This is a genomic window from Amycolatopsis sp. NPDC051071 (assembly GCF_040682875.1).
GTDB lineage: Bacteria > Actinomycetota > Actinomycetes > Mycobacteriales > Pseudonocardiaceae > Amycolatopsis.
This window is the reverse complement of record NZ_JBFBBY010000032.1, coordinates 1-20,002: the sequence shown is the minus strand read 5'-3', so window position 1 is coordinate 20,002 and position 20,002 is coordinate 1. Positions and strand designations below refer to the sequence as shown.

Sequence of the window (20,002 nt, the reverse complement as noted above, 5' to 3'; positions counted from 1 at the left end):
CGAGGGCCCTACCCGGCTCAGTCGGGCAGCCCCGGGCTCATCCCCAGGTCTCGGCGAACAGGCGAACGTTCGGGTTCTCCCGCGACAGGTCGTGGTGCTCGGTCGGGTGCCAGAACTGGACCAGCGGGGCACGCGGGTAGGGCTGCTCCGACCGGGGCGCGTCGCGCTGTAGCCGGTACCAGAGGTCGACATCTTCGTAGGCCCAGCCTTCGTACCGCTCGTCGAAGCCACCGACCTTCTCGAAGGTGGCGCGGGTGAAGGCGATCGGCCCGACGCACGGCGATGCGAACAGTTCAGCGCCAGACCGGTCGACGCGGCCGCCTTGCAGCCACTGCTCGGTGTCCTCTTCGGACAGGGCGATGCCGCGGTTGAACAGCAGCGTCCACGGTTCCCGGTCCAGCTCGGCCGCCGCCCACGCCACGGTCTCCGCGCAGGGCAGCATGTCCGCTCCAAAGCACGCGAACCGGTCGAACTCCGGTGGAGCCAGCCGCACCGCGTTGTTGATCGCGCGGGACACGGAGAACCTCCCGCGCGCGGCGAACTCCGGATCGGCGGCCACGATCAGGTCACATCCGGTCAGCTCCCACAGGGCGCGGACCTTCGTCCACACGCGTTCGCGGGGCCCGTTGTCGGTACCCCATGGCACGATCACGGCGGTACCCATCAGCACGGCCACGGAAAGTCGTCGACTAACTGGCGCGAGACGGGAATGTCCTTCGCGATCGGCTGGTAGCCGCCCGGCTTGACACTGTGCGGCTGCTTCCCGCCACTCTGGGTGGAAGTGGAAATTTCCACCTCCATGATTGCCTGCGCCAGGTCGAGCGTGAACCGGATCGGCAAGCCGATCAAGGACTGCGACACCGTGCAAAGCTCGATCCCTGCCCTCAGGATGTCCCGCACCGGGCCACGCAGAGTCTCGGGCTGGACCACGTCGAGACGGGCGAGAGCGCCGGACAGCAGCACGGAAGCGCTGCGGGGACTGTGATTGGTCACCATGAGGGATACGGCCCTCCGATCCCCACATCGAATACCGGCGCCTCACCCAAACGCAGCGGGCCGAAGATGCGGGTACGGTTCGCCTCGCGCGGATCCAGCAGCCCGTTCTTCGCCCGCCGGCTGTATCGCATCACGTTGTCCAGGCAGCGCGATTCCTCGGCAGGCACACCCTCGCTCAGGACGGTAGCGATCTCCGCGAGTTCGACCACAGAGAACATGTGCCAGTCGGAACGCTCACCGTGGGCGCGGCACTCGATGCCGAGCGGCTCACGCTTGAAGCGGACTACCTCGTCCGCCCGCGCCTCGATCAACTCTCCAGGAGTCATTTCGTCCTACCCTTCGTCGCCGTATGCCTGTTCCCAACGCCACGCGTTACCCTCGACCGTCCGGCCAGCGGCCCACTCGCGCGCTTCCTTGCCGAGCTGCTCCCGCGCCTCGGGGTTGTCGACGAGGTACCGAAGCTGCTCGGCCCAGTCACCCGCGAAACACCCGACGGGCCCGGCGGCGGAGTGCGCCGTGTAGGGCGACCCGGGCCAGACGGACACAATGGACGGGATGCCGAGCGCGGACATCTCCACCAGCGCCAGGTCCGACTTCGACTCGTTGAAGATCGACGGCCGCAGCGGGATCACGGCTAGGTCGAAGTCGACGGCGCGCAGGAAGTCGCCGACGGCTTCGTGCCAGCCGGTCCATCGCACGCGACCGTGGTTGCTCGCGACCCGCTCGTGGTACGGCGCGCCCATCGCGTGGAACTCGGCGACACCGCGGTTGCGCGGGTGCAGCAGGAACGCGCGCAGCGACTTCGCCAGCTCCCCGAAGTCCCTCTGGTGCGACAGCCCGCCGCGCCACCCGATGGTCACCAGGTCCGGATCCGGGGACGCGGGGCGCTCGTGCTCCAGCAACCACGCGGGGATCTGGTTCGGCAGCACGTGGATCGCCGCTGTCGGGTTGATCTCGCGGGCGTGCTCGGCCAGCCGGGGCGTGGTCACGGTGACCACGTCGGCGACAGCGAGGTTCTCCCGGTACCGGCGCACCATCTCCGAGTTGTAGAAGGCGTGCGCGATCCGGTTCGACGGGTCGACCTCGGTCAGCAGGTCGTCGGTCTCGAACACGAGCTTCGTGTGGCCGGCGCGGGCGAACTTCTGCCAGGTGATCGAGGCAGCTTCGTTGCACACCCGTTGACCGACAACCACGTCACACTCGCCGGAGTGGACCTCTTTCGGCACGGTGCTGCCGTCGGCCATCACGTCGTGCCCGCGGTTCGCCAGCTCGGCGCCGGGCAGCAGGCAGCGGTAGTAGCCGCAGCCGGAGTAGTCCGCCACCCAGTAGAAGATCTTCACGCCGCGGTCCCGATCCACCCGGAGCCGCAGACGTTCGCCTTCCAGTTCGCGAAGCCGGTCTGATCGATCAGCGCCTTGCAGACCGCCTCAGGCGTCGGAGGCTGCTCGTCTGCCGTGAGGTAGACGATGGCGCCGTACTTGGTCCGCTCTCCGCTCTCCCAGTGGTACCGCTTGACCGCCACCATCGCCTGCCAGTCCGTGCCGCTGATTGCTCCCGGCGCGGAGCAGCTCTTCGGCCAGAGGTCGACCAGCGGAAGAACCTTGTGCACCACCAACATGTCGGCGTCCATCACGGGCCTGCCTCTCCGGTCATCTCGACTTCGTCTGCCTCCATGCGGGCCCGCGCGTGCGCGATCAGGGCTTCCAGCTCGGCAGGCCGCGGCTCCACGCGCGCTTCGATCTCCGCACGAGTCGGGGCGTCCGTGCCCATCAGCTTCGAGATCCGCTCCTCGATCCGGAGCAGCCGGTCGATCGCCTGGAGCTTCGGGCCGTCGTCCTCCAGCGGCTCACCAGCCATGTGGACGACCTTGCCGTGCGACACAGTGAAGTGGATCCGGGCCAGCACCTCGAGTCCGGCCTGCCGCATCTCACCGAGCCGCTCCAGTTGCACCTTCCGCAGCTCGGCGGCCAGCGGCAGCACGATCTCGTCGGCTTCCTGCTTCGTCCAGTTCTGGATCGTCGTGTGGCTCACGCCGAGTTCGGCGCCGGCGGCGCGGTCGGACAGGCCGCGCAGCTTCAGCCGGTACGCGGCAGCGCGGTTCTCGGCCAACTCGGCGCGGTTGGCCTGGTTGTGTCCGGGGTCGGGCATCGTTCGTTCACCCCCGCCTTTGTTTGGAGGCCGGGAGCGCGACGCGGTCGCGAGGTAGGGACACGCCGCGTCGCGCTCAACCGGAGAACGAAAGAACCCCCGCCGGCCGTGTGGCTGGTGGGGGTTCTGCGGAGATAGCTCCGCCTCAATTCGTCACACTACGCAGTCGACAGGGGGCTGTCAAAGATCGTCGTCACGTCGATCAACGCCAGCACGTCGGCGAGCAGGAAGCGGCCCTCCGCGTCCGGGACGATCTGGCTACGGCAGCGCCACTGCCGCACCCGGGACGCCTTCACCGGTGAGCCCCAACCGCGTGTCTCCTCCTCGATCTCGGCCGCGGTCAACCGCGTGGTCTCGACGAACTCGCGGGCCGCGTGGACCGACTCCGCCCGGCTCAACCAGTCACCGCAGCTGCCGCACTGCGCGGCCACCCGGTCGAACTCGCAGGAGACCGGCGTCCCGCAGGCGCAGAGGCCGAGCGGCACCCGCGCCGGCCGCTCAATCCTCTCCATGACAACCGCCTCCAGCTCAACCTGCCGTGGCCCAAACGCCGCCAGGTACTCGTCCCGCAGGACAAGCGCATCCAGGTCGATCGGCGGAACGCTGCCGAAGCCGCCCTTCGTGCCGATCACACCGGGACGCCTGGTCACAGCGGTCTTCCCGATCACGTGGTCCATCAATTCGATGATCTCGGTCATGGCCGCCTCCCCTACCGGAAACTTCCTGCACGATCGTCCCACCATATCGCGGAGCTGGTTGGCAACCAGGCACCGGCAACGTCGTGTCATCCACCGAGGGCCTGGTTGGCTCGGTGCCATCGGGCGTCACGTCTGCGGTCCTGCCGTCGCTCCACCTCTACGGCTGCAGCGGCGAACTCGTCGGGTTTGGTGGTGGGGTCGTTGGCCCACGCAGTGACCTTGGCGCGGGCATCGGCGACCAGCCGGTCCCAGTCGGAGGCCTCGCGTGGAGTGTCGGCGTCGTAGGTGGCCGGACGACCTGGGATGGATTCGCGCATGTGGGTGTCTCCGTTCAGCCGATGCGGGAGTAGTGCGGGCGCCACTGGAGGTCGATGTCGCCGACTCGGCCGTGACGGTTCTTCGCGAGGTTGATGTTCAGGTAGCCGGTGGGTTCGCCTCGCTCGGTGACTTCGCGGGCGAGCAGCATCACCACGTCGGCGTCGGCTTCGATGCCGCCGGACTCGCGGAGGTCGGACAGCATGGCCTTGCCGCGGGCGACACTGTTCCTGTTCAACTGCGCGGGCACGACGACGGCGCAATCGAGTTCCCGAGAGAGCTGCTTCAGGGAGCGGGACACGTGCGCGACTTGCTGCTCGCGGGGAAGGTTGCGTTCGGACTTCAAGAGCTGCAAGTAGTCGATCACGACCACGTCGAGGCCGGTCTGTCGCTTGACGGCGCGACAGGTGGCGGTGATGTACCCAAGGGTCAGGTCGGGCCGGTCGTTGATGACCAGCGGGTAGTCCTGCGCGCGGGCGCGGTACTCCTCGAACTGCCGCCATGAGCTGGTCGACAAGTCACGTCGGGAGATCTCCGACATCTCGATCGAGGCGCCGTTCGCGACGATGCGGCCGGCGACCTCGACGCCACCCATTTCGACGCTGAACACGAGCGCGGGATGTCGGAGGGACGCGGCGTGCTCGGCGGCCTGGTGCGCGGCGATGCTCTTGCCTTCGCCGGGGCGGGCGCCGATGACGTACATCCGTCCGGCGTGGAGTCCTCCCGAGACGCGATCGTTGAGCTCGGGCCACGGCAACGGGATGATCCGGAAGTCCTCGGGGTTGCGGAGTTCCGTGTCCAGTCGGGTGAGCAGGTCGCGGAAGGTCTCGCTGTGCCTGGCCTGCTTGCCGGTGCCGTTGTCGAGCTTGGCGAGTTCGTCGTGGGCGGAGGCGAGGGCTTCTGATCCGTCCACTGCGGACATCACACGCTGGTTGATCCGCTCAGTGGCCTGGACGACTTTGCGGAGTCCGCTACAGCGCCGGACTTCGGCGATGCTGTGTGGGTAGTCTGCGGGGTCGGGCACGATGCCGACGAACCGGGCGAGAGTGCGCTGCGCGTTCTCGCCGTGTGTGTCGGCTGCGGCGGCGAGGCTGCGTGCGTTGATGGTCTTGCCCTCGGCCTGCAGCCGCTGCGCGGTACCCCAGAGCCCGCCGTACGCGACGTTGGCGAAGTCCTCCGGGGCCACCTGGGCGAGGGCTTCGTCGCGAAGGTGCCGAGTCGTGAGGGTGAGCAGGAGCGAGACCAAGTAGCCCTCTTCGGCGTGGGGCTCGAGCCGGGCGCGGGCCTCGGCGGCGAGGTTGGCCGGTTGGTGCTGTACGTCGTCGGGGTGGGTCATGCTGCGTCCTCGGTGGTGAGGCGCGTCAGGATCTCCTGGTGGTGCTCGGTGATCCAGGCACGCTTGTGGTCGCGGAAGAAGCGGGCGACAGCCTGCTTGCCGTCGATGCCGGGCGGGAGGTCGGGGCGTTCGTAGCGGAGCCGGGCGGCCTTCTCGATCGGCTCCACGTCCGCGGCTGTCCAGAGGCCGCGAAGCCACTCGCCGGGTTCCCCGGTCGGCGCCGCGGGGCCAACGCCGTCGAGCTCGTCGAGCCAGCAGCCGTTGTTGAGCCACGTCGTCGGAATCTTGATCTTCTCCCGTTCGCGTCCGACCCGGGCGACGTAGGCCGCGTACCGCTCGGCCCCCGCGATGATTGCCGCTGCGGGAGTGCCGTCCTTGACGGCCCGAGCGAACTTGACCTGAGCCCCTTTCTTCGCTTCGCGTCGGGGATAGGCGGCCCAGAAGGCATCGAAGTCGGCGGCCGAAACGGTCCCGTCCGACCTCTGGTTGGACGAAGTATTTAAAGAGGGGACGGGACGGGACGGGGTTCGTTTTTGCTTCGTTTCTGCTTGAGCACTTGCTGAAGCATTTGCTTCGTCGGTTGCTTGGGTGGTTGCTTCAGGTGCTCCGCGTCGTGCCTGGCCAGAGCGTTGCCCGCCCTTCCTGCCCGCATCAGAGCGCTTCTGGCGCCGATCCATCACTTCATCGCGGGTCGGCTGCCGATCGCACCATTCGTGAAACCACCAGCCGTCTTCTCCGTTGTTGCTTCCGACGTGCCACAAGCCAGCGGCAACCAAACGCGAAGCAAGTACTTCAGCATTTGCTGCAAGGCGCTGTGCCGCGTACGACGGCACCCACCCATCGGTCAGCTGGTCCGCCGCCCACGAACCGGCCAGCACCCACAACCCCATCGCTTCGACACCGGCACGCATCGCCTTGACATGGCTGTGCAGGCTGTCGTCGACCTTGAACCAGGCCACGGGCTACTTCCTTTCAAGATCCATGTTGTTCGCGCACCATCGGGCCCACCGCTGATCGAACTGGTGCCGCAGCGGGGCTTCCAGCTCGATCAGTCGGCCTACCAGAACCCGACACTCTTCCTCGTACTCCGACACCACGTCCGGCGGTGATTCCGGCGTGACGTGGTTGTTGCGCTCCAGCAGTTCCCCGAGCTCGACGTACGTCGCCATCAGCTCGCTGTAGACGGGATCCGACTCGCGTGAAGCAGTCGCGTCAGCGCGGGCGGCCGCGATCGCGGTGGCGATTTCCACCGATGGGACCGCGGCCACCTGCCCTGACTCAGCCACCGCCGCCACCCGGCACGCCGAGTGGCTCAATCTCTCGCGGCTGCTCGCCGTCGAGGACCGCGATCACCAGCGCCCCCGTCTCCGGCGTGCATCCACGGTGCGACAGAAGCGACTTCGCCAGCTGGTGACGACGCCACAACTCCGCACGCGAAGGCGCGACGATCGGCAGCACCTCACCCACGCCCGACTCCCTCGATCCGGTCGACGGCCTCGCCGATGTCCTTCGAGATCTCCGCGAGTTCGGTCGTCTGCTGGCGGTCCCGCTCAACGAGCGCCCGCAGCTTCTTGGTGAACTCGCCGATGACGAGTTCGTCGTGCGCATCGAGGGCACGCTGAGACGGACGCTCACGGGCGACAAGCAGGCCGAGGACGACGCCACCGACCAGACCGGCGGCAGCGACCGCGAAGAACCACGCGATCATCACGACGTTGCTCATTTGCCCTCCGCCGCATCCGCGATGACCCGCAGCGCCTCGCGACGGATACGCACCTTATCCGCCTCGATCACGTCGTCCAGCAGCTTCGGCAGAACGGACCGAACCAGCTCGGTGAGTTGATCCGGCGACATCCGGTCGAGAATCTCGGCGGCATCCGAGCACTGCTCTTCCTCGGGCTGCGCCGACCATTCCTCCCCTGTCGGGACGCAATTCCCGAACTGGAAAAAGTGCTGCACGACGTGGTCGAACATCTCCGGCTTCAGAGGTGGACACTGCGAGTTGACTTCCTCGTCGATGCCACGGACCAAAAACGGGACCGCGGCCAGCAGCACGGGATCCGACGGGTTCGGGTGCCCGGTTCGCTTCAACGCTTCCTGCGCGGCTTGGGGAACGAAGATCCCGTCGTTGTAGGGCTCGCTGAGCGGCACGCCGCTCGGGCGGCCGTGCTCGAACACGACCTCGCGGTACTTCGCCCAGATCGGGAACATCTTGGCGTACTCGGCCTCGACCTCTTCGCGGGTCTGGGGACGGTTCGCGATGGACTCAGTCACGGGTGTCCTCCTCGGACATGCGGGGGACGCGGGCCGGGCGCCAGGAGAGGCCGATGAACAAGCCGACGGCGAAAGCGCCGCCGAGCCATGCGAACGCGGTGATGATGCTCATGCAGCGCCCCCAGCACTCCGCAGGAACCACGAGTCCCCCGCCGCGGTTGCGCGCCAGATCGTCCACGGGCTCCCGCGGTGCTGCCGAGTCTCGCCGCTGTCCGCGATGAACCCGCCAGCCAGAAGCTCGTTCCTGCGCGGACGCAGGCTGTTCGGCAGGATCCGCAAGTCGCGTTCGATCTCGAAGTCGCTGACGCCGTTCGACTCGACGATGTAGGCCAGGATCCGGGCGCGCTGCGTCCCAGTCTTCGGGGCAACCAGCGCGGCCGCCCGCGCCGAGGTGGCGCGCGGGTCCGCCGCCGTCAGGCCGTCGCGGTTCGCGACGACCTCGGCGTCCCGGACGGCGGCCGCGACACGGCGCCGTTCATCGAAGTCCTCGAGCGCGGCCATAATCGTTGCCTGTACGTCGTCGAGCGTGATCAGCCCGGCGTGGTACTGCGCGAAGGTGGCCGTGTTGATCTGCCAGAGCCGGTCGACGGTGAAGACCGGGGTGATGGCCGCCGAGGGGGTCGCGTCCACCGAACCGAAGTTGAGCGCCTGCTGCTCATTCATGGAGCACCGCCTCCACGGGGACCGGCGTACGCGGATCCGTCGTGAACGGCCACACCCCGTTCAGCTCTTCCAGCATGCAGCCGAGTTCGAACATCGCCTCGGCCTCCAAAGCGGCGACCGAGCGGCCTGTCCGCGCCGACTCCTCGGCGAACATCCTGTCGCAGGCTGCACGCGCCAGCCGATGACCAGCCGCCCAGTCCTCGCGAAGCGTCGCGGTCTCGATCTCCTCGACAGCAGCGTGCCGCCAGTCCGGCGCGCTCACTCGACACCGTCCTCGACCGGCTGAACTCCCATGCCCACCGTCATGTCCCAGCCGTCAGCACGGCGGAGCAGCCACTGGAGCGCGAGCACCATGCCGAGCCAGGTGTTCCGCTCACCGTCGACATCCTCTTCGGGCGAGAGCGTGCGCATCCACTCCTGGTAAAGCTCCATCCCACCCAGCTCGTCGACTCGCTTGAACATCAGCTCGACGGCTTCGAGGTACAGCGGCTCGCAGCCGCCGAAGAAGGCTTCGAGCAGCAGCACGCTGACCTCGTCATTCAGCAGGAACTCACGCATCCGAGGGTCGTCAACCTCACGGAACGATTCCGGCGCGGTCACGCTTGGTGCATAATTAGCGTCGAGCATGGCTACTCCTTGCAGGGTGTCCGTGTTTACGGGCCGTCCGACCTCAGCCGCCAAGCACGCGGTCGGGCGGTCCTTCTTCTTTGTGGCGTCCATGTCGATCACGCCGACTCCGGAGCGGATCGCGCTTCGAGCAGTGCGACCAGCTCAGCCGTGACTACGCGATACCGGCTGCCGATCTTGAGGACGCGGACCGGGAAATCCCCCGCCTTGACCGCGTCGTAGGCGCCGTTACGTCCCAATCCGAGCGGTCGTCCCGCCGTGACCACATCCACGGTCGCGGGCCACTGTCTGATCTGTTCCAGGGTGAGCGGCTGAGCCACTTGACCCATAGGCTTAGTTCTCATGCGGCGGGAGCTTAAGCGTCTGGCGGGTAGATATCAAGCCATTGATGCCGGTAGCGTGTCGGCACATGACAGAGCGGGACGACCAGGTACACACAGATGCAGACCGCGACTACTGGGCCACAGAGGGCTACGAAGGCTACGTCGCGGGGATGGCGCAGGACGAAGGCGTGCCGTACATCACTGGTCGTGTCCCACTTAAAATCCTGAAGCAATTCACGCGCGAACAGCTCATGCAAGAGCTCGAGGCCGCGTACTACACGTACGAAGGTCTCCTCGGTGAGGAGACGCGCCATCGCAACATCTGGGATCATTCATCGCTTGAGGTTTCCAAGGCAAAACCCACCCGGAAAGATTTCGAAGAATACGAAGAAGTTTTGTCGAGCAAAATTCGACAACTTCGCACCGATAGAGGATGGTCCCAGGAGGACTTGGCAAACCATCTTGAACGCGTCGGATTCAAGATGCACCAGACAACGATAGCCAAGCTCGAGAGCGGCAAGCGTCCAATTCGCGCATCTGAAGTCTTCGCACTCTCTTATGTGTTTAGAATTCCAATGGAAGCCCTCTGGTCACTGCCCACCCCGGGAGAACCTGCTCCATTGAGCAAGATGCGAGAAGAATTTGACGAGCTCAGCTCAGAACTTCGCGAAGCCGAGACCGAACTGCGTATAGCAAACATGAGGATTCGCGAACTGCAGGAACATAAACACTATCTCGCTTGGCGCATGAATGAAGCGGCGACCACGACGCCAGAAGATCGCCGTACGGCAAACCTTGAACTCCATCTCAGGAAGCTTGACCTGCCACCAAGGGAAAACCTAGCCGAGGGTGGCCGCGACAGTGGATGGCTAGTCGAATATGCAGCCCAGCGCGACAGAGTTGCAAGAGCAATCCTGAAGGTGGAAGAGGTAAGCGCGCACAGGGGAATATCATCCGATGAGAATGAAGTTCTCAGACGCGCAGCCCTCGACAAATTTAGCGAAGCAGTAACCGATGCACGATTATCACTCGAACGTCATCGACGATCGCAACGACTCATCGCGAACAGTAAGGTCGAATTAACAACGTCAGACAAGAAACTGTTCGAACATGTAAACCGCGAGAATTTACTGCTAGCTCAAGAACGACTAAAGCGAGCTTCTGTGCGCGAAGAGCGGGCATACGAGAAGTTCGACCGGCTTCGCAATGAATTAGCTAAGGCGGACAGCGACTCCGAGAGAGAAGCTTTGCAGCCCCAACTTGAGATCGCAGAGGAAGATTACAAGAGCGCAATCACGCAACTGCAGATCGCGACAGAGGTTCTTCATAAAATGGAGGAGAACAGGGAGTCAGAATGACAGCAGGTGGAATTCGGCGAAGATGCCGATGCAGGGATGAGAACCGAAAGGACCTCGGTGCCAATTGCCCGAAGCTCGCGCAGCGCTCACACGGCGTCTGGCAGCTTCGGCACGAACTGCCGCCTGACAAGAACGGGAACCGCCGGACGTTCCGCCGCGAGGGATACGAGACAAAGAAGCTGGCTAAGAAGGACCTCGACCGCGTTCACGATCTCCTCGGCCTTGCAGAGGACGGTGAGGACGAGGACCAGGAGACCGTCGCCGCTCTACTCGATGCGCTCGGCCCGAAGGAACCGCTTCCGGATCCCGAGGAGATCCGCGTACAGCTGCGCGCCGGCACTCCCTTGAACAACAAAACCAACATGTCCACGCATCTCGACTGGTGGCTGCCGACCAAAAAAGACAAGCTACGCCGGAACACGTACGTACTCTACGAAGGCCACGTACGGAACTACCTCAAGCCCAAGCTGGGAACCCGGCGGCGCGACCGGTTGCAGGTGGACCACGTCACCGAGATGTTCGCCAGGATCGAAGACGACAACGAGACCACCCGCGCGAACAACGCCGATCGGGCCGCTCTCGAACAGCAAGCCAAAGCGATCGGCAACCGGGCGCAGAAGCGGAAGCTGCGCGAACAGCTCGCGCAGCTTCCGCCGTACCGGCGGCCGGTCGGGAAGGCGTCGCAGCAGCGCATCCTCGGCACTCTGCGGAAGTCGCTCAACGACGCGATCACGGCACAGCTGATCACGTTCAACCCGGCCAAGCACGTCAGCATCAGCGCCAAGCGCGCCAGGCCGCTCGTGTGGACCCCGGAACGCGTCGAGAAGTGGCAGGAGACCGGCCTGCGGCCGGGACCCGTGATGGTTTGGCTACCTGAGCACGCCGGGGCCTTCCTCGACTACGTAGCCGCCGAAGCCCCCGAGCAAGCGTCGATGTGGCACGTCATGATCTACCGCGGCACACGCCGCGGTGAGACTGCCGGCCTCGGCTGGACCGAGGTCTACGACAAGGCGCGCGAAGTCGAGATCAACACGCAACTTGTTGAGGTCGAGTACGAGGTAGAAGAGGGCGATCCGAAGTCGGAAGCGTCGACACGACGGGTGCCGATCGACGACGAGGGGATGCGCCTCCTGCGTGAGCACCGCGTCCAGCAGCGACGCGAACGGCTGCGCCTCGGCCCGGCATGGGTGGACTCCGGGCGAGTCTGGACACGGCCGGACGGCTCGGCCCTGCGGCCCTCATGGATCGGCGACGAGTTCGAACGGCACTGCAAAGCCGTGGGCCTGCCACCGATCAGGCTGCACGATCTCCGGCACGTCGCGGCCACGCTCATGCTCCAGGCGAACATCGACCTGAAGGTGGTCCAGGAAACGCTCGGACACTCGTCGTGGGTCGTCACGCGGGACACGTACACGAGCGTCCTCCCCGAGCTGGCGCGCACGGCCGCCGAAGCAACAGTGGCCGTCGTACCCCGTCGGAAAACGCGCGGGCACCCCGCGGGCACCCCGGAGGCGCCCGTAACACCTGCGGGCACCCACGCGATAGGCAGTTAGCAACAAGCGAAGATGGAAAACACCAGGTAGATGGGTGTTTTCGGTGGGAAGTGAAGTGAGCCGCCAAGGGGGCTCGAACCCCTGACCTTCTGTTTACAAGACAGATGCTCTACCAGCTGAGCTATAGCGGCCTTGCCCAGGGACAGCCCCGGGCAAGCCCAGTATATCGGCGTCCCTTCACCCGTTCGCAGGGCGCACCCAGGGTTCCCCCGCCACCGTCCGGAAGGCGTGCGCGAACGTCACGGACGTCGCTGGGTCGCGGCGGTCGGCGACGTAGTACCAGTTCATCCGGACGGCGTCCCGGGTCACTTCGAGGACGCCGGGGCCGTGCGAGTCGAGTTCCACGAATTTCACCTGCGGGTTCAGCGCGCGGATCGCGGCCTCGACCTTGAGCGACCCGGTCCGCGGTGGGATGCCGAGTTGTTCGTCGATGTTGTCCGAGGTGACCGACGGGCAGACGAACTCGGCCGCGACGCTCGTCCCGTCCCGCGGCACGTCGTTCGCCCACGACGAGTGGACGTCGCCGGTCAGGAACACCGTGTTCCCGCGTCCCCGCGCGGCGATGGTGTCCAGCACACGGCGGCGGTCGGCGGTGTAGCCGTCCCATTGGTCGGTGTTCACGGTGGTCGGCTGCCCGTCGAGCAGATCGGCTAGCGCGAGCTTTTCGCGCGGCGGCAGGGCGGGCACCTTGATCGGCGTGACCATCACCGAGTTCCCGATGACGTTCCACGACGCCGTGCCCCGCGCGAGGCCTTCGAGAAACCACTGCCGCTGGTCGGCGCCGAGGATCGTGCCTTCCGGATCCTCCGGAGCACCCGGCTCGGGCTGCCGGGTCCGGTAGGTCCGCAGGTCCAGCATGGTCAGCTCGGCCAGTAGCCCGAACTTCAGCCGCCGGTACAGCTTGTCGCCGCGATGCCGCACCGGCATCCATTCGAAGTACGCCTGGTGCGCCGCCTTCAGCCGGGCGGGCCAACCGCCCTCGGTCGCCGGATCGTGTGACGGCGATCCACCGGACCAAGCGTTGTCGGCTGCCTCATGGTCGTCCCAGGTGGCGATCATCGGATGGCGGGCGTGGAGTCGCCGGAGGTGGTCGTCGGTCTTGTACATCGCGTGACGCTGCCGGTAATCCGACAGTGTGATCAGCTCGTTGGGCGGCACCGAAGGCCGGAGATCACCCGCGGGGTTCGGATTACCTTCGTAGAGGTAGTCACCCAGGTGGATGACGGCGTTCAGGTCGTCGCGGCCGGCCAGATAGCCGTAGGGGGCGAAGTGACCGACAGCCCAGTTCGCACACGACACCACGCCGAACCGCAGCCGCGCGACGTCCTCCTCGTGTGCGGGCGCGGTGCGCGTCCGCCCGGTCGGCGAGATCTTGCCGCGCGACGAGAACCGGTAGTAGTACGCGGCCGACGCGCACAGCCCGCCTGCCGTCACCTTCACCGTGTGGTCGCGTTCGGGACCAGTCCTCGTGTGACCACTGGCGACGACGTCCGCGAAACCGGCGTCGGCGGCCACCTCCCACCGGACCTCCACCGAGGGTCCCTTGCCGGATCCCGGGACGGCGTCGGCCGTCGGCGTGACCCGGGTCCAGAGGAGTACCGAATCGGGCATCGGGTCACCCGAAGCGACGCCGTGCGCGAAAACCGGGGCTTCCGACCCGGTAGATGCACTCGAAAGAGTGAATGTCGCCGCTGTCCCGGCCGCCGTGACACCGGCCGCGCGAAGGACGGAACGCCTGCTCACCGAGGACGCCATGGCATGAAGTGTGCCCCAAGCCGGGCTCGCCGCGATGATCTTCGGCAAACGTGGTGGACGCCACTTCGGATTACCTGCAACGGTCGGGGCGCCGGTCCCGATGGTCCCTCGGGAAACGCCCTCGAACAGAGTGAGGAGGTGGATCGATCATGAAGATCAACGAGCACACCAAAGGGACCCAGCGCGTCAGACGCGGTGCCGGACAGAACCAGGACGAAACACCCGAACGTGGTGAATGGCTGCTGGAAGCGCCGCGCCAGCGTGACGGTGAGCGATCGAACCACCAGACCCGCTCACACCGGCCGAATCTGCTGCGCCGCCGCGCCTGGCAGATCCTCGAAGCGCCGACGGCCGAGCAGCCCGCCGTCGACGTCGACGAGGCGATGGGCCCCAAACCACCCGACGACTCGACGGTCAACTTCGTCCTGGACCTCGCCCTGCGCATCGGCGAGGTCCAGATGTCGAGCGGCGCCGGCGCCTCCGACGTCACGGCGACGATCATCGCGCTGACCTCCGCACTCGGCCTCCCGCACTGTGAGGTCGACGTGATCTTTACCTCGATCACGGTGACCTGCCATCGCGGCACCGACATGGCGCCGGTGACGGCACTGCGTGTCGTCCGTTCGCGCAGCCTCGACTACACGCGGCTCACCCAGACGGAGACCCTGGTCCGCCGGCTCGTTCGCGGGAACATCGGCGCCGAAGAAGCACAGCAGGAACTCCAAAGGATTACGACGGCACCGCATCCGTACCCCCGTTGGGTGGCCACGGCCGCTTGGGGCGGGCTGGCGGCGTTCATCACGCTGATTCTCGGCGGCAGCATCGACGTCGCACTGGTCGCGCTGGTGATCAGCGCGGTCATCGACCGGCTCGGCCGCTTCCTCAACCGCTTCGCGCTGCCGTTCTTCTTCCAGCAGGTGATCGGCGGCCTGGTCGCGACCCTCTCCGCGATGGCGATCGTCAGCAGCAACCTGCTCACCACGGGCAAACAACCCACGCTGGTCGTCGCGGCGGCGGTCACCGTGCTGTTGTCCGGTCTTTCCACGGTTTCCGCCGTGCAGGACGCCATCACCGGCTATTACGTCACGGCGGCCGGGCGCACGATGGAAACCGCGCTGATGAGTGCCGGGCTGATCGCCGGCGTGGTGCTCGCCTTGAAGATCGCACTGCTGCTCGAGATGCCGCTCACGCCGCTGCCCGAGGTCGTTTCGTCGACGCCGCAGCAACTTCCGATCATCGTGGTCGGCAGTATCGGCGCGTCAGCGTGCTTCGCGCTCGCCTCGTATTCGACGATGCGCGCGATGATCGTCGCGGGAGCGGCCGGCGCGATCGGCGGCGCGGTGTACGGCGCGCTGATGCTGACCGACTTCGAAGCCGTCAGCTCGTCCGCGATGGCCGCCACGCTGGTCGGCTTCTGCGGTGGCGTCCTCGCCAGGAGGCTCAAGGTGACGCCGCTCGTGGTGGCTGTGTCCGGCATCACTCCCCTGCTACCGGGCCTTTCCACCTATCGTGGTCTATACCAATTGGGCGTCGAACGAGGCGGCAACATCTCCACGCTGATGACCGCGGTCGCGATCGGGCTTGCCCTGGCAGCGGGCGTGGTACTCGGCGAATACCTGGCGCAGCCGGTGCGCACGGGGCTCGGCAGGCTCGAACGCAAGTTCGCCGGGCCGCGGATGGCGGGCCCGATGGAACCCGCCGAACGACGCTTGGAGTGATCGCGCGACGACCGGCCGTCGCGTGAGCGCGCGATAGGGTTCTTCCCTAGGGCAGCGACCCGCGATTTTGAGGGAGCGGCTGGTGAACGACGGCAATCTCGAGACGGGCAGGACGGCCTCCGCGGACTTCGTGGTGGTGGCGAACCGCCTTCCGGTGGACCTCGAACGGACCACCGACGGAAGCAGGCGCTGGACGGCGAGCCCCGGCGGGCTGGTGTCGGCGCTCGAGCCGTTCCTGCGATCACGCAAGGGCGCCTGGGTCGGCTGGCCCGGCGTCCCCGACGTCGAGGTCGAGGAGTTCGACGACGACGGCCTCGTGCTCCACCCGGTCTCACTGACCTCGGACGACGTCCGCGACTACTACGAGGGCTTCTCGAACGCGACGCTCTGGCCGCTGTACCACGATGTGGTGGCGCGGCCACAGTTCGAGCGGAGCTGGTGGGAGGCCTACGTCCGGGTGAACCGGCGCTTCGCCGAAGCGAGTGCGAAGGTCGCCGCCGAGGGCGCGACCGTGTGGATCCAGGACTACCAGCTGCAGCTGGTACCGGCGATGCTCCGCGAACTGCGCCCTGACCTCCGGATCGGGTTCTTCCTGCACATCCCGTTCCCGCCGGTCGAGTTGTTCATGCAGATGCCGTGGCGGACCGAGATCGTCCGCGGCCTGGTCGGCGCCGACCTCGTCGGTTTCCACCGGCCGGGTGGCGCGCAGAACTTCCTCTGGCTGGCCAGGCAGCTCGCCGGCCTCGAATCCAGCCGCGGCGCGGTCGGTATCCGCACCCGGCCCGGCCTGATGCAGGTCGGCGACCGGACGGTGCGGGTCGGCGCCTTCCCGATCTCGATCGACGCCATCGGCCTCGACAAACTCGCCAAGACCAAGGGCGTCACCGAACGCGCCGCCCAGCTGCGGCGTGATCTCGGCAACCCGAAGAAGGTCCTGCTCGGCGTCGACAGGCTCGACTACACGAAGGGCATCGACCTGCGGCTGCAGGCACTGCACGAGTTGCTGCACGAAGGCCGTGTCCGGCCGGAGGACGTCACGTTCGTCCAGCTGGCCACCCCGAGCCGCGAGCGCGTCGAGCACTACCAGCGGATGCGCGGCGACATCGAGCAGATGGTCGGCAGGATCAACGGCGAATTCGCCCGCGTGGGTCACCCGGTCGTGCATTACCTGCATCAGTCCGTGAACCGGACCGAACTGGCCGCGTTCTTCTCGGCCGCCGATGTCATGGTGGTCACTCCTCTGCGTGACGGGATGAACCTCGTCTGCAAGGAGTACGTCGCCTGCCGCCACGACCTCGGCGGGGCGCTCGTGCTCTCGGAGTTCGCCGGCGCCGCGGCGGAGCTGACCAGCGCCCTCCTGGTCAACCCGCATGACCTGGATGGGGTGAAGAACGCGTTGGAGACTGCCATTACGCTCGACCCCGCAGAGGGACGCCGTCGTATGCGCGCCATGAGGCGGCAGGTCCTTACGCACGATGTCGACCGCTGGGCTCGCTCGTTCCTCCAAGCACTCGGTGCCGAACCGGCCGACTAGGACTTCCCCCATACCCCGCATAGTTCCCGAGGAGAAATCGTTGACCGCCGAGGCACTGCCCGCCGAGCTCCGGCGCGCGATTGTCCAGGTCGCGCGTACCCCGCGGCTGCTGGTCGCCTGCGACTACGACGGCACGCTGGCGCCGATCACGGCCAATCCGGACGAAGCCCGGCCGCTGCCCGAATCGGTGGGCGCGCTCAGGTCGCTGGCCGGCCTGCACGAGACGACCACCGCGGTCATCTCCGGCCGCGCGTTGCGTGATCTCGCCACGCTGTCCCGTCTTCCGGCCGAGGTGAACCTGGTCGGCAGCCATGGCTCCGAGTTCGACATCGGTTTCATCCACGCACTCGACGACAAGGCCCGCGGGCTGCACAGACGACTTGAGTCCGAGCTGGAGAACCTGGTGCTCGACGTGCCGGGCGTCTCGCTCGAGGTCAAACCCGCGAGTATCGCGGTGCACGTCCGCCGCGCCGAGCACGAGGCAGGCCGCCGGGTGCTGCGTGACGTCCACAATGGACCCTCGCAATGGGAGGGCGTGTCCACGACCGACGGCAAGGAGGTCGTCGAGCTCGCGGTCGTCCAGACGGACAAGGGTCGCGCGCTGGACACCCTGCGCCACCAGGTCGGCGCGACCGCGGCGATCTTCCTCGGCGACGACGTCACCGACGAGAAAGCGTTCGCGCGGATCGCCGGCCCGGACATCGGTGTGAAGGTCGGCGACGGCGAAAGTCTTGCGCAGTACCGGGTTCCGGACACCGTCGACGTCGCGATGGTGCTGGCCTTCCTGCTCGAAGAGCGCCGCAACTGGCTCTACGGCGAGCAGGCGCCGCCGATCGAGCGGCTTTCCATGCTGGCCAACGAACGTTCGGTCGCGCTCGTCACGCCGGACGCCCGGCTGACCTGGCTGTGCCACCCCGGCCCCGACGCGCCCGCGGTGTTCGCGGACCTGCTCGGCGGCCCCGGTGCCGGCCACTTCTCGATCAAACCGCACCGCAACGGCCTGCCGCTCGGGCAGCGCTATCTGCCGAACACGATGACGGTCGAGACCCGCTGGTCCCGGCTGCTCGTCACCGACTACATCGAGCCGGAGAGCCCCGCGCACCGCACGGACCTCGTCCGGGTGATCTCCGGTGAGACGGCGGCGGAGATCGTGTTCGCGCCGCGGCCCGAATTCGGTGGTGTGGCGGTGAAACTGCTCGCCGAGGGTGACGGGCTCCTGGTGCAAGGCACCTCGGAACCGTTCGCGCTGCGCTCGCCGGGTGTGGAGTGGGTGATCACCAGCGACGGTATGAACGACACCGCGACCGCCTTGGTGACGCCCACGCCGGAGAAGCCGGTGGTACTCGAACTCCGTTGCGGCACCACGGATCTCGGCGCGCACGAACTGTCCGAAGTGGACCGCCGGGCGCGAGCAGGCGACTACTGGAGCATCTGGGCGCGGACGCTCAAGCTGCCCAGCGTGCAGACCGACCTCGTCGGCCGCTCCGCGCTGACGCTGCGTGGGCTGGTCAACACCGACACCGGCGGCGTGCTCGCGGCGGCGACGTCCTCACTGCCGGAGGAGATCGGCGGCGTCCGCAACTGGGACTACCGCTACTGCTGGATCCGCGACGCGGCCATGACCGTGCGTGAACTGGTCCACCTCGGCTCCATCGAGGAGGCCGAGGGCTACCTCCGCTGGCTGCACGGCGTGCTGTCCACTTTGGCCGGTCCGGAACGGCTGCACCCGCTGTACACCTTGGCGGGCAGCGTGATCGGCGCCGAAGCGGTCATCGAGTCGCTGCCCGGGTACGCGGGTTCGCGGCCGGTCCGCGTCGGCAACCTGGCGAACCACCAGGTTCAGCTAGACGTCTTCGGCCCGGTCGTCGAACTCGTGCAGACACTGGCGGCAGCGCGCGGCGAGCTGCGCGACGAGGACTGGCAGCTGGTGCGTGCGATGGCCGAGGCCGTCACGCGACGCTGGAACGAGCCGGACCACGGCATCTGGGAAGAGCGGCACGTGCCGCGCCACCGGGTGTACTCGCGGGTGATGTGCTGGGTGACCATCGACAGGGCGATCAAACTGGGCGAGGTCTACGGCCGCGAGATCCCGGGTGCGTGGCCTTCGCTGCGCGACGAGATCTCCGCGGACGTGCTGGAAAAGGGCTGGAACGAAGAGGTCCAGGCCTTCACCACCGCCTACGACGGCACAGACCTCGACGCCGCGTCGCTGTTCGTCGGCCTGACCGGGCTGATCGACCCGGCCGACCCGCGCTTCCAGTCGACGGTGACCGCGATCGAGGCGGAGCTGCGCAGTGGGTCCACTGTGTACCGTTACCGCCGCGACGACGGCCTCCCCGGCGGCGAAGGCGGTTTCCACATCTGCGCGGCTTGGCTCATCGAGGCGTACCTGCTCACCGGGCGGCGCACCGAGGCCGAGGAACTGTTCACGCAGATCGTCGACGCCGCGGGCCCGACCGGGCTGCTTCCCGAGCAGTTCGACCCGATCGCGGAGCGTTCGCTGGGCAACCACCCGCAGGCGTACTCGCATATCGGGCTGATCCGGTGCGCGAACCTGCTCTCCCAGTAGCCGCTACGACTACGACAGGGCCCCTTCCCGCGTGTGGGAAGGGGCCCTGTCGTGTGTCAGGAAAGGGTCTTTCAAGACGTTTTTCGTCCTGAAAGACCCTTTCCTGACACTTGAGCTTGGAGGCGTCGCGCCGGC

24 protein-coding genes and 1 tRNA gene are annotated in these 20,002 nt (G+C 66.9%); 5 read left to right on the top strand and 20 right to left on the bottom strand.

Annotation, left to right across the window (positions count from 1 at the left end; translation table 11 throughout):
- Positions 1 to 37 precede the first annotated feature (37 nt).
- The 18 genes from AB0M65_RS13605 to AB0M65_RS13520 form a co-directional block, all read right to left on the bottom strand.
- Positions 38 to 676 (bottom strand): galactosyltransferase-related protein, encoded by a 639-nt coding sequence (locus AB0M65_RS13605; protein ID WP_364026281.1) that lies wholly within the window; start codon positions 674 to 676, stop codon positions 38 to 40.
- Positions 664 to 996, bottom strand: a complete 333-nt coding sequence (locus AB0M65_RS13600) for a hypothetical protein (RefSeq protein ID WP_364026278.1) — start codon at positions 994 to 996, stop codon at positions 664 to 666. Before AB0M65_RS13600 ends, AB0M65_RS13605 begins: the two co-directional genes overlap by 13 nt.
- Positions 990 to 1,322, bottom strand: coding sequence for a hypothetical protein (locus tag AB0M65_RS13595; protein WP_364026275.1), 333 nt, complete (start codon positions 1,320 to 1,322; stop codon positions 990 to 992). The genes AB0M65_RS13600 and AB0M65_RS13595 overlap by 7 nt, the downstream gene beginning before the upstream one ends.
- A gap of 6 nt (positions 1,323 to 1,328) precedes the next feature.
- The gene (locus tag AB0M65_RS13590; protein WP_364026272.1) at positions 1,329 to 2,336 is read right to left on the bottom strand and encodes a hypothetical protein; all 1,008 of its coding nucleotides are present in this window, start codon (positions 2,334 to 2,336) and stop codon (positions 1,329 to 1,331) included.
- A complete protein-coding gene (locus AB0M65_RS13585; protein ID WP_364026269.1) occupies positions 2,333 to 2,626 on the bottom strand; it encodes a hypothetical protein in 294 nt (97 codons plus the stop codon). Before AB0M65_RS13585 ends, AB0M65_RS13590 begins: the two co-directional genes overlap by 4 nt.
- Positions 2,626 to 3,144 (bottom strand): hypothetical protein, encoded by a 519-nt coding sequence (locus AB0M65_RS13580; protein WP_364026267.1) that lies wholly within the window; start codon positions 3,142 to 3,144, stop codon positions 2,626 to 2,628. Before AB0M65_RS13580 ends, AB0M65_RS13585 begins: the two co-directional genes overlap by 1 nt.
- A 158-nt stretch (positions 3,145 to 3,302) precedes the next feature.
- Positions 3,303 to 3,842, bottom strand: a complete 540-nt coding sequence (locus tag AB0M65_RS13575) for a hypothetical protein (RefSeq protein WP_364026264.1) — start codon at positions 3,840 to 3,842, stop codon at positions 3,303 to 3,305.
- An 86-nt stretch (positions 3,843 to 3,928) separates the two neighbouring features.
- A complete protein-coding gene (locus AB0M65_RS13570) occupies positions 3,929 to 4,159 on the bottom strand; it encodes a hypothetical protein (RefSeq protein WP_364026261.1) in 231 nt (76 codons plus the stop codon).
- A gap of 14 nt (positions 4,160 to 4,173) precedes the next feature.
- On the bottom strand, positions 4,174 to 5,493 hold the full coding sequence (locus tag AB0M65_RS13565; protein WP_364026258.1) for a DnaB-like helicase C-terminal domain-containing protein: 1,320 nt from the start codon (positions 5,491 to 5,493) through the stop codon (positions 4,174 to 4,176).
- On the bottom strand, positions 5,490 to 6,452 hold the full coding sequence (locus AB0M65_RS13560) for a hypothetical protein (RefSeq protein WP_364026256.1): 963 nt from the start codon (positions 6,450 to 6,452) through the stop codon (positions 5,490 to 5,492). The genes AB0M65_RS13565 and AB0M65_RS13560 overlap by 4 nt, the downstream gene beginning before the upstream one ends.
- Positions 6,453 to 6,455: 3 nt before the next feature.
- Positions 6,456 to 6,779 (bottom strand): hypothetical protein, encoded by a 324-nt coding sequence (locus tag AB0M65_RS13555; protein ID WP_364026253.1) that lies wholly within the window; start codon positions 6,777 to 6,779, stop codon positions 6,456 to 6,458.
- Positions 6,772 to 6,960: a hypothetical protein gene (locus AB0M65_RS13550; protein WP_364026251.1), complete on the bottom strand. Its 189-nt coding sequence runs from the start codon at positions 6,958 to 6,960 to the stop codon at positions 6,772 to 6,774. Before AB0M65_RS13550 ends, AB0M65_RS13555 begins: the two co-directional genes overlap by 8 nt.
- Positions 6,953 to 7,216, bottom strand: coding sequence for a hypothetical protein (locus AB0M65_RS13545; RefSeq protein WP_364026248.1), 264 nt, complete (start codon positions 7,214 to 7,216; stop codon positions 6,953 to 6,955). Before AB0M65_RS13545 ends, AB0M65_RS13550 begins: the two co-directional genes overlap by 8 nt.
- Positions 7,213 to 7,767 carry a hypothetical protein gene (locus AB0M65_RS13540; protein ID WP_364026245.1) on the bottom strand — a complete coding sequence of 185 codons (555 nt, stop codon included), beginning with the start codon at positions 7,765 to 7,767 and terminating at the stop codon, positions 7,213 to 7,215. The genes AB0M65_RS13545 and AB0M65_RS13540 overlap by 4 nt, the downstream gene beginning before the upstream one ends.
- A gap of 108 nt (positions 7,768 to 7,875) precedes the next feature.
- Positions 7,876 to 8,430, bottom strand: a complete 555-nt coding sequence (locus AB0M65_RS13535; protein ID WP_364026242.1) for a hypothetical protein — start codon at positions 8,428 to 8,430, stop codon at positions 7,876 to 7,878.
- Positions 8,423 to 8,692: a hypothetical protein gene (locus AB0M65_RS13530; RefSeq protein WP_364026239.1), complete on the bottom strand. Its 270-nt coding sequence runs from the start codon at positions 8,690 to 8,692 to the stop codon at positions 8,423 to 8,425. The genes AB0M65_RS13535 and AB0M65_RS13530 overlap by 8 nt, the downstream gene beginning before the upstream one ends.
- Entirely contained in the window at positions 8,689 to 9,057 is a 369-nt protein-coding gene (locus AB0M65_RS13525) for a hypothetical protein (protein WP_364026237.1), read from the bottom strand. The genes AB0M65_RS13530 and AB0M65_RS13525 overlap by 4 nt, the downstream gene beginning before the upstream one ends.
- 98 nt (positions 9,058 to 9,155) lie before the next feature.
- Positions 9,156 to 9,377 (bottom strand): DNA-binding protein, encoded by a 222-nt coding sequence (locus AB0M65_RS13520; protein ID WP_364026234.1) that lies wholly within the window; start codon positions 9,375 to 9,377, stop codon positions 9,156 to 9,158.
- A gap of 89 nt (positions 9,378 to 9,466) precedes the next feature.
- On the opposite strand from AB0M65_RS13520, the gene AB0M65_RS13515 reads away from it, so the two are divergent.
- Both AB0M65_RS13515 and AB0M65_RS13510 read left to right on the top strand, forming a co-directional pair.
- On the top strand, positions 9,467 to 10,738 hold the full coding sequence (locus AB0M65_RS13515) for a helix-turn-helix transcriptional regulator (RefSeq protein WP_364026232.1): 1,272 nt from the start codon (positions 9,467 to 9,469) through the stop codon (positions 10,736 to 10,738).
- The gene (locus tag AB0M65_RS13510) at positions 10,735 to 12,291 is read left to right on the top strand and encodes a tyrosine-type recombinase/integrase (protein ID WP_364026229.1); all 1,557 of its coding nucleotides are present in this window, start codon (positions 10,735 to 10,737) and stop codon (positions 12,289 to 12,291) included. The genes AB0M65_RS13515 and AB0M65_RS13510 overlap by 4 nt, the downstream gene beginning before the upstream one ends.
- 58 nt (positions 12,292 to 12,349) lie before the next feature.
- On the opposite strand, the gene AB0M65_RS13505 is transcribed toward AB0M65_RS13510, so the two are convergent.
- Together AB0M65_RS13505 and AB0M65_RS13500 are read right to left on the bottom strand one after the other, a co-directional pair.
- Positions 12,350 to 12,422, bottom strand: a tRNA-Thr gene (locus AB0M65_RS13505).
- 46 nt (positions 12,423 to 12,468) lie between these two features.
- Positions 12,469 to 14,046, bottom strand: a complete 1,578-nt coding sequence (locus AB0M65_RS13500; protein ID WP_364026226.1) for an alkaline phosphatase D family protein — start codon at positions 14,044 to 14,046, stop codon at positions 12,469 to 12,471.
- A 149-nt stretch (positions 14,047 to 14,195) separates the two neighbouring features.
- On the opposite strand from AB0M65_RS13500, the gene AB0M65_RS13495 reads away from it, so the two are divergent.
- The 3 genes from AB0M65_RS13495 (at position 14,196) to otsB (ending at position 19,867) form a co-directional block, all read left to right on the top strand.
- The gene (locus tag AB0M65_RS13495) at positions 14,196 to 15,764 is read left to right on the top strand and encodes a threonine/serine exporter family protein (protein WP_364026223.1); all 1,569 of its coding nucleotides are present in this window, start codon (positions 14,196 to 14,198) and stop codon (positions 15,762 to 15,764) included.
- Positions 15,765 to 15,846: 82 nt separating this feature from the next.
- Complete coding sequence (locus tag AB0M65_RS13490) at positions 15,847 to 17,298, top strand: trehalose-6-phosphate synthase (protein WP_364026221.1); 1,452 nt, start codon at positions 15,847 to 15,849, stop codon at positions 17,296 to 17,298.
- Positions 17,299 to 17,338: 40 nt separating this feature from the next.
- Positions 17,339 to 19,867: a trehalose-phosphatase gene (gene otsB, locus AB0M65_RS13485; protein WP_364026218.1), complete on the top strand. Its 2,529-nt coding sequence runs from the start codon at positions 17,339 to 17,341 to the stop codon at positions 19,865 to 19,867.
- The last annotated feature ends 135 nt before the right edge of the window (positions 19,868 to 20,002 follow it).